This window comes from Bradyrhizobium sp. MOS003 (assembly GCF_003020125.1).
Lineage (GTDB): Bacteria > Pseudomonadota > Alphaproteobacteria > Rhizobiales > Xanthobacteraceae > Bradyrhizobium.
Map to the genome: position 1 here is coordinate 408167 of NZ_PYFW01000005.1, position 14392 is coordinate 422558.

The 14392-nt window shown below is 64.5% G+C and carries 13 protein-coding genes; 3 read left to right on the forward strand and 10 right to left on the reverse strand.

What is annotated here, in order from left to right; genetic code table 11:
- Positions 1 to 8 precede the first annotated feature (8 nt).
- From C7G42_RS24010 to C7G42_RS24020, 3 genes are all read left to right on the forward strand, one after another.
- Entirely contained in the window at positions 9 to 977 is a 969-nt protein-coding gene (locus C7G42_RS24010) for a Bug family tripartite tricarboxylate transporter substrate binding protein (RefSeq protein ID WP_199581097.1), read from the forward strand.
- A gap of 110 nt (positions 978 to 1087) precedes the next feature.
- Positions 1088 to 1627: a VOC family protein gene (locus C7G42_RS24015; RefSeq protein WP_106951476.1), complete on the forward strand. Its 540-nt coding sequence runs from the start codon at positions 1088 to 1090 to the stop codon at positions 1625 to 1627.
- Between the two features lie 89 nt (positions 1628 to 1716).
- Positions 1717 to 2529 carry a class I SAM-dependent methyltransferase gene (locus tag C7G42_RS24020; protein ID WP_106951399.1) on the forward strand — a complete coding sequence of 271 codons (813 nt, stop codon included), beginning with the start codon at positions 1717 to 1719 and terminating at the stop codon, positions 2527 to 2529.
- A gap of 33 nt (positions 2530 to 2562) precedes the next feature.
- Here C7G42_RS24020 and C7G42_RS24025 read toward each other — a convergent pair whose 3' ends face one another.
- The 10 genes from C7G42_RS24025 to C7G42_RS24070 all read right to left on the reverse strand — a co-directional run bounded on the left by C7G42_RS24025 (position 2563) and on the right by C7G42_RS24070 (position 14117).
- Positions 2563 to 4122 (reverse strand): L,D-transpeptidase, encoded by a 1560-nt coding sequence (locus C7G42_RS24025; RefSeq protein ID WP_106951400.1) that lies wholly within the window; start codon positions 4120 to 4122, stop codon positions 2563 to 2565.
- Between the two features lie 215 nt (positions 4123 to 4337).
- Complete coding sequence (locus C7G42_RS24030) at positions 4338 to 4589, reverse strand: hypothetical protein (RefSeq protein ID WP_106951401.1); 252 nt, start codon at positions 4587 to 4589, stop codon at positions 4338 to 4340.
- Positions 4590 to 4663: 74 nt separating this feature from the next.
- Positions 4664 to 5857 carry a CaiB/BaiF CoA transferase family protein gene (locus tag C7G42_RS24035; protein ID WP_106951402.1) on the reverse strand — a complete coding sequence of 398 codons (1194 nt, stop codon included), beginning with the start codon at positions 5855 to 5857 and terminating at the stop codon, positions 4664 to 4666.
- A gap of 86 nt (positions 5858 to 5943) precedes the next feature.
- Entirely contained in the window at positions 5944 to 7158 is a 1215-nt protein-coding gene (locus C7G42_RS24040; protein WP_199581098.1) for an ABC transporter substrate-binding protein, read from the reverse strand.
- 215 nt (positions 7159 to 7373) lie between these two features.
- Positions 7374 to 8069: an ABC transporter ATP-binding protein gene (locus C7G42_RS24045; RefSeq protein ID WP_106951403.1), complete on the reverse strand. Its 696-nt coding sequence runs from the start codon at positions 8067 to 8069 to the stop codon at positions 7374 to 7376.
- Positions 8069 to 8818, reverse strand: a complete 750-nt coding sequence (locus C7G42_RS24050; RefSeq protein WP_106951404.1) for an ABC transporter ATP-binding protein — start codon at positions 8816 to 8818, stop codon at positions 8069 to 8071. Before C7G42_RS24050 ends, C7G42_RS24045 begins: the two co-directional genes overlap by 1 nt.
- Entirely contained in the window at positions 8815 to 10107 is a 1293-nt protein-coding gene (locus C7G42_RS24055; protein ID WP_106951478.1) for a branched-chain amino acid ABC transporter permease, read from the reverse strand. The genes C7G42_RS24050 and C7G42_RS24055 overlap by 4 nt, the downstream gene beginning before the upstream one ends.
- A gap of 8 nt (positions 10108 to 10115) precedes the next feature.
- Positions 10116 to 11063: a branched-chain amino acid ABC transporter permease gene (locus tag C7G42_RS24060; protein WP_106951405.1), complete on the reverse strand. Its 948-nt coding sequence runs from the start codon at positions 11061 to 11063 to the stop codon at positions 10116 to 10118.
- 120 nt (positions 11064 to 11183) lie between these two features.
- Positions 11184 to 12416: a branched-chain amino acid ABC transporter substrate-binding protein gene (locus C7G42_RS24065; protein ID WP_106951406.1), complete on the reverse strand. Its 1233-nt coding sequence runs from the start codon at positions 12414 to 12416 to the stop codon at positions 11184 to 11186.
- 264 nt (positions 12417 to 12680) lie between these two features.
- The gene (locus tag C7G42_RS24070) at positions 12681 to 14117 is read right to left on the reverse strand and encodes a lipopolysaccharide biosynthesis protein (protein ID WP_106951407.1); all 1437 of its coding nucleotides are present in this window, start codon (positions 14115 to 14117) and stop codon (positions 12681 to 12683) included.
- Positions 14118 to 14392: the final 275 nt, after the last annotated feature.

Sequence of the window (14392 nt, forward strand, 5' to 3'; positions counted from 1 at the left end):
ATGCCATCATGATGCTGCGCACCGTCACGCTTTCTTTTCTTGCATTGTTGTCGGCGGCCCTGCCGTCACACGCCGAGGATCCCGCCGTCTACCCCACGCACAAGATCAAGATGCTGCTGCCCTATGCGGCGGGCGGCGGGGGTGACGTGGTCGGCCGGCTGCTCGCTGACAAGATGGGCAAGACGCTCGGACAAAGCATCTACATCGAGAACCACACGGGAGCAGCCGGCACGCTCGGCACACAGATGGTCGCGACATCGCCAAATGACGGCTACACCATCACCGTCGGCGGCATGACCACCCATGTGCTGGCGCCGGCGATCTATCCGAAGCTGCCTTACGATTCGATCAAGGATTTTACGACGATCGGTCGCGTCGGCGTCTCCTCGATCATCCTGGTGGCGACCAAGGATTTTGCGGCCAACGACATCAAGGGCCTGATCGCGATGGCCAAGAAGGGCGGGCCGATCCAGTACGGCAGCTGGGGCGTCGGCTCGACCGGCCAATTCTGCGCGGAGATCCTGATGCAGCAGACCGGCATCAAGATGGACCACGTGCCTTTCAACGGCATCGCAAAACTGGCCGGCGACCTGCTCGGCGGCCACATCTCCCTTGCAACGCTCGACGTGGCCACCGCGACGCCCCTGGTGAAGGACGGCTCGCTCAAGGCGCTGGCCGCCTGCGGCGAACGTTCGCCGAGCCTGCCCGATGTCGCCAGTTACGCGGAGCAAGGCGTGCCGTTCGACCGTAGCCTGTCCTGGGCGATGTATGCGCCCGCGGGCCTGGCGCCGCCGGTTGCGCAGAAATTGTCGGCGGCGCTGAAGGATGCGCTCGGCGATGCCGAGGTCAAGGAGAAGCTGCTGAAGCTCGGCATCACGCCGCAATTCGTCCCCGGCGAGGAACAGCGCGACATCAATGCTCGCGACATCGTAGCCTGGAAGCAGGTCGCCAAGGACGCAGGCATCGAGGTCAAGTGAACAGGAATGTGGCGGGCAGCATGTGTGCGGCCATCCTTCGAGACGCCCGCCTGCGGCGGGCACTCAGCATGAGGTCGCGCGGTGAATAGGCAGAGAACAGGAGCGTGGACATGAGCCGCATCTTCGGCGCGGTGCGCCAGAACGGATATGTGGTGCGGGACATCCACGCCGCGATGAAGCACTGGATCGAGGTGATGGGCGTCGGCCCCTGGTACTACATGGACCGGGTCAAGACCGACTGGTTCCGCCATCGCGGCCAGGACTCTCGCGTCGAGATGAGCATCGCGCTCGCCAATTCCGGCGATCTCCAGATCGAGCTGATCCAGCAGCGCAATGATGCGCCCTCGCTGTACAGGGAGTTCCTCGACGCCGGCCACGAAGGCCTCCAGCACATGTCCTACTGGAGCCACGACTACCAGGCGCTCTACGACAAGGCGCTCGGGCTCGGCTATGGGATCGGCCATGAGGGTCAGATCGGCGGCGACAAGGGACGCTTTGCCTATTTCGACACCCAGGCGCATCCGGGCACGGTGATCGAGATCTCGGACATCAGCGGCACCAAGGGCCCGTTCTTCGAGAAGGTCCGGCAAGCCGCGTTGAGCTGGGACGGCACCCGGCCGATCCGCGAGGTCGGCGGCGGCAAATCGTAAGACGGGTAGCGGCAGTTTGCGCCGTTGCTGGCTCGGGCGGGAAACCATGGTAACATGCTTCCCGTGTCCGAACCTTCAGCGAGGCCATCATGTCCGACACTGACAAGGTTTTCGCCGGCTCGATTCCGAAAATCTACGACGAGTATCTCGTCCCGATGATCTTCTCCGTCTATGCGGAGGACATCGCGAAGCGCGTCGCCGCCCGCTCTCCCGCCGTGCTGCTGGAGATCGCCGCGGGCACCGGCGCCGTGACGCGCGCGGTTGCGGCGGCACTGCCGCGCGGCGTTCGCTATGTTGCGACCGACCTCAACGAGCCCATGCTCGCCGTTGCCGCGCAGCGCCAGGCCAGCGACGATCGCATCACCTGGCGACAGGCGGACGCCATGGCCCTGCCCTTCGGCGATGCCGAGTTCGACGCGGTCTGCTGCCAGTTCGGCGCGATGTTCTTTCCGGATCGCGTCAAGGCTTACGGCGAGGTCAAACGCGTCCTGAGGCCGGGCGGCACGTTCGTGTTCAACGTCTGGGACCGCATCGAGGACAATGTGTTCACCCACGAGGCGACAGTCGCGCTCGGCAAACTGTTTCCCGACGACCCGCCGCGTTTCATGATCCGCACGCCGCACGGTTATTACGACAAGAGCCTCATCAAGAGTGATCTCGAACGCGCAGGCTTCCGCGACATCTCGATCGAGACGCGATCCGAGACGAGCCGCGCGCCCTCGCCCGAATATGTCGCGCTCGCCCTCTGCCAGGGCACGCCGCTGCGCAGCGAGATCGAGGCAAGGGATGCCAGCAAGCTTCAGGCTACGACCGACCTCGTCGCCGAGACGCTCCGAACCCTGCATGGATCCGGAGCGGTCGATGGCAAGATCCAGGCGATCGTGATCGAAGCGCGGGCGTAGAGACGACCTCGGCCCGCCGCAGCGGGCGAGCAGTCACCACCAGCTTCGCTGCATCGGCTGCGTCGACTGATAATATTGGTACTGGCCGCGCTGCCGGCGCGGATTGGCCGGCTGTACGTAGGGGTCACGCTGGTAGAAGAAGCCGAAGCCGTTCCCGCCATTGTCCCAGCCGTCATCGCTGGCGATCATGGCAGGTGCGGTCGGCTTGCGCGTGATGAAGCCGCCTTGCGGCTGGTCGCTCAGCACCGCCACGAACTCGGTCCGGTAATTGGTCTCGGCGCTCAGCGGCTCGTCCGAGACGATGATCGAGGAGCGCGGCAAAGCGGTCGGGCCGATGCGATCCCAGACGTCCTGCGGGATCGTGATGCGGTCGAGCGCATTGCGGGCCTCGTCGCCGTTTTCGATCGTGACCACGCTCCAGCGCAGGCCCGTACCGGACTTCGCCATCGCCGTGAAGATATGCGTGCCGAGCGGCTGCTCGGGATTGCGGATCGTGACAGGAACCTCGATGCTGGTGTCGAACACTTCGCCGCCACCGTCGGGCGCCGGCTTGTGCGTGTTTCGCCGCACGTAGAGCTTCTGCGTTGAGCGGCTGATGTAGACCGAGACAGGCTCGCCCGCGAGCTTCGCGTCGGTCGCGGCCTTGACGGCCTCGGACTTCCTGGTCGCAGCGGCCTTGGCGGCGTCCTTTGTCGCGGCCACGGCATCGCGCTTCGGCTGCGCGGCAGCCTTGGCCGCGTCGAGCTGCGTCGCCGCGTCGGCGGCCTTGGTCGCCGCCTTCTGCTTCAACTCCCCGGCCTTGGCGCGGGCTTGATCGGTCTTGGCATTCGCGAGTGTCTTGTCGGCGAAGGCGAGCTCGGCGTCCGCGCGAGACTTCTGCTGTTCCAGCTTGCGCAGTGCTGCAGGAAGCGAGGAAGCTTCCTTCGCGGCGGCTGAAGCAGCCTTCTTGGCCTCGTCGGCAGCCCTCGTCGCCTCGTCGGCCTCGGCGGACAGTTTGCCGGCCAGGCCGGGCGCGGCCGCGATGGCCTCCGGCTTCGGTACGAACAGCGAGGGGTGAGAGAATTCGGTCGGGACCGTATCGTGGGGCGAGATGATCACCCGCATTCCGATATACGTCTTGTCGAACAGGCCCTCGGCGAAACCGAACGGCATCCGCACGCAGCCGTGCGAGGCGGCGTAGCCGGGCAGCGGTCCGCCATGCAGCGCGATGCCGTTCCAGGTGATGCGCTGCATGTTCGGCATCCAGGCATCGTCATACATGGTCGAGCGGTGGTCCTTGTCCTTCTCGACGATGGCGAAGACGCCGGCCGGGGTCTCGCGCCCCGTGGTGCCGGTCGACACCGGCGCGCGCAGGATCCAGCCATCGGCGTCGTAGAAGGTGACCTGCTGGCTCTTGATCGACACGATCGCCATGATCGGATCGCCGGCCTGCCGCGGCGCGACCGCCTCGGCCGGCTGGCGCGCCTGCTTGGCCGCTTCGGCGCTGGCGGTCAGCGCCGTCAGGACGGCGACCGCGGCGAGCGCAACACGTCCGGGGGGCCGGCAACGCCGCATCGCCGTGGAGGATTGCGCCGTCGTCATCAGGTCTTTCATGCCATACCCCGGTCCAGTACCAGTCCGCGCTCTTATCGATCAGATTGCGATCTTTGGATTAAGAAATCGCAGCCACCTTGCGTTCCGTATCCGGCAATATCAGGACCTCGAGAGGCGGCAAATCTCTCATATACGAGGGGTCGCGCAGGCGGAAGGTGGCCCGGGGCCGCGGCTGGCCTGGGCTGGTCACGAATCCACTGCGGCACAATGCCCGGTCAGTGGGTTCGGCGTCCCATCAGCCGCATCATTGCAGCACCTAAAAGGCCGAAGATGGCAAAAAACATCAGCGGCAGAGCACGCACGGCGGCCTGGCCGACCGGTTCATGCTCCATGAGCAGCAGCACTGCGAACACCGTAAGGGCGAGAAGCACGCAGATGAGAGCCGCGGCAAAACCCAGCTTGTGCAAAACGAAGGCAAGATCACTGGTGGTCATGGCCATATCGGGGGCGAAGATGAACGGAGCCATGCTAGTCTCGCCTGGGGCAGCAGCATGTGATGGCGATCACAGAGAATTGCGCCGCAAGCCCGGTTCCTGACGGCTTACGCGACCCCGACCGCCTTGCTGTCGACCGCAGCCTGGATTTCCGCATCGCTCAAGCCCGCCTCGCGCAACACCTCCCGCGAATGCTCGCCGAGGCGCGGCGCCATGCGATGGAGGCCGGCCGGGCTTTCCGAGAATTTCGTCGCGGGGCGCGCCTGCCTGATTCGTCCTTCGGTGGGATGATCGATCTCCGCAAACAAACCGACTGCGGCGAGATGCGGCTGCTCGCCGATCTCGGTGAGCTTCGCGAACGCCGTGTGCGGCACGTCGAGCCGCAGCAGCAGTTCCTCCCACTCCGCAGTGGTGCGGGTCGGCCCGATCTCGCTCATGCGGTCGTAGATCTTGTCGATGTTTTGCGAGCGCAGCACGGGATCTCGCACACCGAGTTCGTCGCTCAATTCAGGGCGTCCGACGGCCTCGAAGAAGGCGCACCAATTGTCCCCGGAATAGGGCAGCATGGTCAGCCAGCCGTCCTTGGTCCGCACCGGGCGCCGGTTCTTCATCCGCTTGTAGCCGGTCGGGCCGATCGGCGGATCGAAGGCGTGGCCGCCCAGCATCTCGATGCTGTTGAAGCCGGCGATGGTTTCCAGCATCGGCACCTCGACCATCTGGCCCTGCCCGGTGCGCTCGCGCCGGAACAAGGCCGCAGAGACTGCCCCGACCATCGCCATCGCACAGATCTTGTCGCCGATCAGGCTCGGCACGAAGGCCGGCTCCTCGTCCGATCCGATCGACGATGCGAGGCCCGAGGCGGCCTGGATGATCTCATCGAAGGCAGGGCGCGCGGCCCATGGGCCATCCTGGCCGAAGCCGGTCGCGGCGGCATAGATCAGCCGCGGATTGAGCTTCGCGCAGGCGTCATAACCGAAGCCGAGCCGGGCCATCGCCGCGGGGCGCACATTGGTGACGAGCGCGTCGACCGTCGGGATCAGCCTGGCCAGCGCCGCCTTGCCCTCCGGATGCTTCAGATCGAGCGCGAGGCTGCGCTTGTTGCGATTGACCGCCATGAACTGGCCGCTCATGCCGCGGTTTCGAAACACGCCGGTGTAGCGCCAGGTGTCGCCCGCGGGCGGCTCGATCTTGATGACATCGGCGCCCCAGTCGCCGAGCATCTGCGCGGCATAGGGACCTAACAGCACGCTCGTCAGATCGAGAACGCGGATGCCGCTGAGGGGACCGGTCGCTGTCGTCATGTCTTAACCCGGGCTGGAGCAAGCGGTGCAGGCAATTTCAAGCGGGCAAGGCTGGCGCCCTGCCCGCCCGTCGCGAGACGTCGATCCTATTCGCCGATCACGTCGCCGAACAGCTCCCAGGACTTTCCGTTGAAGCGCGCCATCTGCAATTGGCGGATCGGCGTCACCTGTTCCGCGGAGGTGTTGAGCCTGATGCCCGGCAGCAGCATCGGCAGCTCGACGTCCTTGAAAGACTGCGTCTGCTTCATCAGGTTCGCGCGCGTCAGATCGTTGCCGGCCCGTTGCAGCACCAGCTCCATGATCTGCGCCATGGTGTAGCCGGTAACGTTGAAGATGTCGGCGGGATCGGCTCCGGAATTGTACGTCTTCATCCACTCGCGCCAGGCCTTCATGCCTGCGTCATTCTCCCAGCGCGGATCGCCGGGATCCTTCAAGAAGGCGCCGGTGACGATGCCGAGGGAATTGTCGAGCCCGGCCGGCACCAGCACGGAGCCGACGGAATTCGAGACGGCGGGAAGGATGATCTGCGGCTTCCAGCCGAGCTCGGCAATCTTCTTGATCGCCTGGGCCGCGAATTTCGGCGTGCACTCGTTGAAAACGACGTCGGCGCCGGCCGCCTTGAACTTGACGATCTGGGAGTCGACGGTCGGGTCCGTCGTCTCGTAGACGGCTTCCGATACGATCTGGTTGACGTGTTCGCCAAGCCCCTCCTTGAAGCCGGCGAGATAGTCGCGGCCGGGATCCTCGTTGGGCGTGATGACCGCGATCTTCGCGTTTGGCTTGTTCGCCAGGATCCACTTGGCGTAGATGCGGCCCTCGGTCCGGTAGGTCGGCTGCGAGCCGGTGGTCCAGGGGAAATGCTGCGGATCGTTCCAGCGGCTGGCGCCGCTCGACGGGAACAGCTGCGGGATCTTCTTGGCGTTGAGATATTTCTGAGCGGCGATGTTCGGGCCGGTGCCGAGCATCGAGAACATCGCCAGCACCTCGTCGCTCTCGGCGAGCCGCCTGACCTGCTCGACCGTCTTCGGCGGCGAGTAGCCATCGTCCATGCTGAGCAGTTCGACCTTGCGGCCGTTGATGCCGCCCTTGTCGTTGAGCATCTTGAAGTAAGCGATTTCAGCGCGTCCGATCGCGGAATAGGCGGAAGCCGGCCCCGAGTACGGCATGGTCTGGCCGAGCTTGATCGACGTATCGGTCGCGCCGGTGTCGTAGTTTCCGGCCATCGCGGCCGAAGCGGCGCTCAGGATTGTGAATAGAGCGACAGCTCCGCGGATCAGTTGTGTTCCCGGCATGCCCGGCATCTCCTTCCCTGGCAGAGTGCATCGACGCGCGTGCCCAAAGGCCGTCGTCAACGTCCTCCGCTTCTGTTCTTGGTTATCATCGGCCGCATCGATTGCGATGCCAGCGAACGCGACGATAGCCTGAATATGGCGCGGGAGATGTAGCGAAGAATTCAGATGCGTATGCGCATCCCGCAGCAGTCATAGGGTGCGCGCACGTCACGTGAATGTGAGAGTCAGACCTCGAGCCACTCCTGCCGCACGGCGGCATTTGCCTTGAGTTCGTCGGGCGTGCCCTCGAACACGACGCGGCCGTGGCCCATGATGTAGACACGCTTGGAAATGCGCATCGCGATCGACAGCTTCTGCTCGACCAGCAGAATGGCAACGCCCGCTTGCGCAATCCGCGCGATCAGATCGCCGACCTGCTGGACGATCAGCGGCGCAAGGCCTTCGGTGGGTTCATCGATCATGATCAGATCGGGATCGCCCATCAGCGTCCGGCACGTCGTCAGCATCTGCTTTTCGCCACCGGACAGCACGCCCGCGGCCGTATCGGCGCGCGCGGCGAGATTGGGGAACATATCGAGCATGTCCTGCAGCCGCCACTTGCCGGGGCGGCGCGTGTCCTTGATGCCGAGCAGGAGGTTCTGCCGAACCGTGAGGCTCGGAAAGATGTCGCGATGTTCGGGCACATAGCCGAGCCCAAGCCGCGCGATCCTGTAGCTCGGCAGCCCGACGATGTCCTTGCCCTTGAAGCGGATCGTCCCCTGCGGGGCCACCTCGCCCATGATGGCCTTGACCGTCGTCGACCGGCCGACCCCGTTGCGGCCGAGCAGGCTCACCACTTCACCGGCGGCGACGTCGAGATCGACGCCCTGAAGGATGTGGCTCTTGCCGTAATAGGCGTGGAGATCCCTGACCTCGAGCATCAGTGTGCCTCCTCGCCGAGATAGGCTTCCTTGACCTTCGGGTCGCGCCGGATCTCTTCCGGCGTACCTGACGCGATGATGTGGCCGTAGACCAGAACCGAGATACGATCGGCTAGGCCGAATACGACGCTCATGTCGTGCTCGACGATGACCAGGGTCTTGCCCTCGGTCAGCCGCCGGATCAGCGCCACGGCGCGCTCCGTTTCGGCGTTGCTCATGCCGGCGGTCGGCTCGTCCAGCATGACGACGGTCGCGCCGCTCGCGATGGTGATGCCGATCTCGAGCTCGCGTTGCTCGGCATAGGTCAGAAGACCGGCCGGAACGTCGCGCCGATGGGTCAGATGGATGTCGTCCAGGATCTTCGCGGTACGCTCGCGCACTTCGGGCAGGCTGTCGACGTTCTTCCAGAAGGCGTAGCGATGCCCGGTCGCCCACAGCACGGCGCAGCGCACGTTCTCCCAGACCGACATCCGCGCGAACACGTTCGTCACCTGGAACGAGCGCGAAAGGCCGCGCCGATTGATCTCGAACGGCTGCAATCCCGAGATCACCTCGCCGTTCAGCTTCACCTCACCCGAGGTCGGCTTGATATGGCCGCTGATCAAATTGAACGTCGTCGACTTGCCGGCACCGTTCGGGCCGATGATCGCGTGACGCTCGCCTTGCGCGACGCTCAGATTGAGATCGCGGATGATGCCGACATTGCCGAAGCGCTTCTCGACGGCAAGGACTTCGATGGCTGCCGTCATGCCAGATACCCCCGGTCACGGGCGACGGTCGCAGCCCTGTCCCACGCCTCCGCAATCCGCCCCCAGCTCAGCCGTGCGACGAAACCGCCGCCGACCAGGAGAACCAAAGCGACGATCCATGTCACCGGCGATTGCGGCTTGAAGCCGACGCCAAACAGATTGATGGTCTCACCGCCGGAAAAACGCGCGACCGTCTCGATGGTCAGGATGACGCCGCAGGCCAGCGCCAGGGTCGGCACGATTGCGACGAAATAGGACGGGATCACCGTCAGGAGCGTACCCGCGCGAACCAACGGCCGGTGCATCATCAGGAGGCCGGCAATGCCGCCCGGCGAGAACATCACGATGCCGATGAAGATGATGCCGAAATAGAGCTGCCAGACGCTGGTGACGCTGGTCAGCCCGAGCTGCAGGTAGGTCACCAGGATCGCGCCCAGGATCGGCCCGAAGAAATAGGCGGTGCCGCCGATGAAGGTCGAGAACAGCACGAGGCCCGACTGGATCGCGCCGAGATAGGCGGAGTTCGCGATCTCGAAATTGATCGCGGCGAGCCCGCCGGCGACACCGGCGAAGAAGCCGGCAAAGCAGAAGGCGAGATAGCGGACGACGTGGGGATCGTAGCCGATGAACTGGACGCGTTCTGGATTGTCGCGGACGGCATTGCTGATCCGGCCCAGCGGCGTCCGGGTCAGCGCGTACATCGCGATCGCCGACAGCACCAGCCAGAACGCGATGAGGTAATAGACCTGAACCTGCGGGCCGAACGACCAGCCGAATATCTTCGGCAGCGCCGTACGGTCCGTGGTGATGCCGGCTTCGCCGCCGAACACCGAGCGCAGGATCAGCGAGGACGACGCGACGAGCTCACCGATTCCGAGCGAGATCATCGCGAATACCGTGCCGGCGCGCTTGGTCATCACCCAGCCGATGATGATTGCGAACACGAGGCCGCCGAGCCCGCCGAACAGCGGGATGAACGGCAGCGGGATCGGCCATTTGTGCGCGACGACCGCATTCATCATGTGGCAGGCGGCGAAGCCGCCCAGGCCGTAGTGCACGGCATGACCGAACGACAGCAGGCCGGTTTGGCCGAGCAGGATGTTGTAGGACAGAGCAAAGACGATCGCGATGCCGATCAGGCTGAACGATGTCAGCGAGCCACCGGAGGAGAAGATCATCGGCAGGACGATCAGCGCGGCGATGCCGAGCAGCCAGACGCCGTAGAAGCGCAGGCCGTCGCCGGCAGGCTTGCCTGGAACGTTCGATGCCGATGTCGAGCTCGGGGTCATCTTGGCGTTCATGACTCGCGCGTCCCCATCAGGCCCATGGGGCGTACGATCAGAATGATCACCAGCAGCAGATAAGGCACGATCGGCGCGACCTGGGCGATGGTGACGTTCCAGATGTCGGTGAGAACGGAGGGGCCGGCCGACGGATCGAGCGGGCCGAAGGCGCTCGCGAGCGAGCCGTCGAGCGCCACCGCAAAGGTCTGCACCAGTCCGATGACCAGCGAGGCAATGAACGCGCCCGGCAACGACCCGAGCCCGCCGAACACGATCACGACGAACAGGATCGGGCCGAGCGCCGCGGCCATATCGGATTGCGTCACCAGCGCGGGACCGGCAATGACACCGGCGAGGCCGGCCAGCGCGCTGCCGACGCCGAACACCGCCATGAACACGCGGCCGACGTTATGGCCGAGATGGCCGACCATGTGCGGATGCGTCAGCGCCGCCTGCACGATCAGGCCGACGCGGGTGCGCTTGAGCACGATCAGCAGCGCAATGAAGATCACGATCGAGACGGCCAGCATGAAGAGCTTGTAGGCGGGATAATTGGTCGAGAAGATCGTGAAAGCCGGGAAGTCGAGCAGCGTCGGCACGCGGTAGTCGACCGGGCTCTTGCCCCAGATCATCGACACGATCTCTTCGATCGCAAACGCGAGGCCAAACGTCAGCAGCAGTTCCGCGACATGGCCGTGCTTGTGAGTGTTGCGCAGGCCGTAGCGCTCCACGGCCATGCCGATGGCGCCGACCAGCAACGGCGCCAGCACCAGCGCCGGCCAGAAGCCGATCCATTTGGTGAGCTGGAAGCCGAAGAAGGCGCCGAGCATGTAGAAGCTGGCATGGGCGAAGTTGAGCACGCCCATCATGCTGAAGATGACGGTGAGCCCGCTCGACAGCAGGAAGAGCAGCATGCCGAACAGCACGCCGTTCAGGGTCGAAATGACAATGAGTTCAAGCACAGCGCACTCGTCTCTGGCCGGGGCCTGATGGCCCCGGGTGAATGTCGTCCAATCAAAGGCCTTCCGCCCGCCGCCGTCCCACGACCAGTGGCGGCCGCGGGAGAGCGATGGGCCAGGTGATTACGGCCGCGCCATCTTGCAGGTCGTGGAGACCATCGCCTGCGCGGTGTCGACCTTGGAGACCAGATGCCAGCCCCAGCCGGTGTTTTCCTCGTCGAACGGCTCGTTGGCGGCGAGCTTGCCGAAGGAGGAGATGTAGATCGGCTGGAAGAACTGGTGGTCGTCCTTGCGCATGACGCCCTGGCCGCCGTCGAGAACCTCGAACTTCAGGTCCTCGAGCGCCGCCGCGACCTTCACGGGATCGATCGAATTGGCCTTCTCGGCTGCCGCCTTGAACATGCGCATCTCGTTGACCGCACGCGGATACCACAGCGAGAGGCCGACCTTGGCGCGGAACACCTTTTCGAAGTCCATCGCCGACTGGTTGCCCGAATTGGCGAAGCCTTCGGTGATCTGGAAGACCTGGTGGTCGAGGCCCGTCTGCTTGATCGCGGTCGGACCACCGGCACCGCCGGCATAATAGGTGTACCAGTTGACCTTCAGGCCGGCGTCGGCCGCGGCCTTCAGCAGCAGCGCGATATCCTGGCCCCAATTGCCGGTGACGACGCTGTCGGCCCCGGAGGCCTTGATCTTGGCGATGTAAGGCGAGAAATCGGTGACCTTGAGCAGCGGATGCAGCTCGTCGCCGACGATCTGGACGTCAGGACGCTTGGCGCCCAGCATCTTGCGGGCATCGGTGCGCACCGACTGGCCGAAAGAATAATCCTGGTTGATCAGGTACACCTTTTTGATCGACGGGGTGTCCTTCATGTAGTTGGTGAGCGCTTCCATCTTGATGTCGGAGCCTGCATCCCAGCGGAAATGCCAATAGCTACACTTGTCGTTGGTCAGGCTCGGATCGACGGCGGCGTAGTTGAAGTACAGGACTTCCTTGCCGGGATTGCGCGTGTTGTTCTTGGTGACGAAGTCCGAGAGCGCCGCGGCGACGGACGAACCGTTGCCCTGCGTAATGAAGCGGACCCCCGAGTCGATCGCCTTCTGGGCCTGCACCAGGCTTTCCTGCGGGTTTGTCTTGTTGTCGAGGCCGACGATCTCGATCTTCTTGCCGAGGATGCCGCCCTTGGCATTCATTTCTTCGGCCAGATACTGAAAGGTCTTCAGGCCACCCTCGCCGACGCTGGCACCGCCGCCGGAGAGCGGATCGATGTAGCCGATCTTGATGGTGTCTTCGGCCGAGGCGGCCTGGCCAAGCATCGGGGCAATCACGGCAATGGCCAAAGTGAGCTTGCGCATTCTTTTCGTTTCCTCGCTGGCTATCGACTTTAGTCGATGATCCCGTTGCGCTTGTTGCAGCGCAATTTAGGCCCCTAATGAGCAGAATGAACGTTGATTTACAAGCGCCGCCGAACATAGCTCCGGCCATGGCTATGACATGCGGAGGCGACTGCCTGTCTCTTGCGCATAGCTTTCCGCGTCGAGAAATAGAGGCAGGGGAACTGTCACGTCGCGGAGAGCCGCGGAGCCCGCTGCAGGCGCCACAATCTGCATCAGCAGCGGCTAAACGCCGAGCGCCTTGCGATTGAAGCTCCGCAGGAAGCGCAGCGACAGCGTCCGGACATTGGCGACGTTGAGGAGCCAGGCGGTCGCGACATAGGCAAGGCCACCGGCGAGGCTGACGATGACGAGCGACACGAAGCCGGTACCGCCAGCTTGCGACCGCGCAGCCAGGATCGCAGCCGCCATCACCGCTGCGGAGGCCGCAATACCGGCGAGGCGGCCGAGGTCGAACGGGACCGGTTGAGCCCGGTGCATCAGCACGACGGCGACGAGGAAGCCGATCGCCTCGGTCGCGAGCGTCGCCAGCGCGGCACCAAAGAGACCGTAGCTTCCGACCAGCGCGAACATCAGCGCCACGCTCACCACCAGGGTGAGGAAGGATTGCGCCGCCAGCATGAAGGGCCGCTCGGCGAGCTGGAAGCTGATCTGCACGTAGAATTGATTGGCGATACCGAAGAAGCGGGCGAGCACCAGAGTCGGCAGCAGCGCCGACACGCCGGCGCGGAAGTCGACGCCGACGAGCGTGCCGGCGACCTGATCCGCTGCAAGCGCGAGCCAGATCGCAACGGGTGCGACGACCACGAGCAGCAGCTCGAGGCTTTCGGTCAGCCGCTCCCGCGTCGTCTCCTTGTTGTTCTCGGACAAGGACCGGAACACCAGCGGCACCGTGGCCGCCGCAACGCTGGAGGCGATCATGACCATGAACTGACGCGGCAGGTCTGCGGCGACGCCGAAGATGCCGGCGGCATCCTTGCCGAGCAGATAGGCCACGATCAGCCGGTCGCAGGCCGAATAGACCGCAACGGAGAGCCCGGCCAGCGTCAGCGGCAGGCCGTAGCGGGCCAGCTGCATGAACTGGCTGCGCTCGAAGCGCGCGATCCTGGTGCGGTCGCCGACGAGGTTCAGGATGATGCCGGTGAGCGATCCCAGGCCGAACGCTGCGAGCAGCCCCAATCCACCCCAGCCGAGCCAGATGCCGAGCAGGCCGAAGCCGACGCTCGACACGCTGCGCACGATGGAGATCGCGGCAAACCGGTAGGGACGCAATTTGGCGCGCTCGAACTCCTGACCGACATCGACCGCATTGGCCATGATCGCGACGAACATGCTGGCGAGCAGCAGTTCGACACTGAGGTCGCTGCGGAACAGGAAGACCAGCGGGGTGGTGGCGCAGAGCACCGCGACGGTGAGCCCGAAGGCGACCATCGCCGTACCGCGAAAATCCACCTCCGCCGACATCGCCTGATAGCGCGACACCGACAGCTTGATCCAGGCGAAGAAGATCGCGCCCAGGATGCCGGCAAGGCTGATGCCGACGACATAGACGCCGTACTCGGACGGCGTCAGCAGCCGCGTATAGGCCGTGACCGCGAAGAAGCCCACCGCCGCAGGCAGGATGTAGGCGACGAGATAAATCGAGAAATGGCGGTTCAACATGCGAGCACGGGACCGGCGGCGGTCTTGCGAGTGTGACGGCCGTTCATCAATGCGGCCTTGAATGGCGCCTTGCGGGGCGAGCGAATGCGCCGCAGCATCGCTCAAGAGTGTCACATAAGTCTGCAGATCGTGCGGCAAATGAAGTTCCGAAGCCGCTTTCGCGCGTTAGCGTTAAATTTGCCCTTCCCGGAAACGGCAAGTCGCGATCGTGGAAGGAAACCATGACCTGCAGACGGCGGAAGTTAACCCCACGAGACGAAACCCCGGCGTCGAGG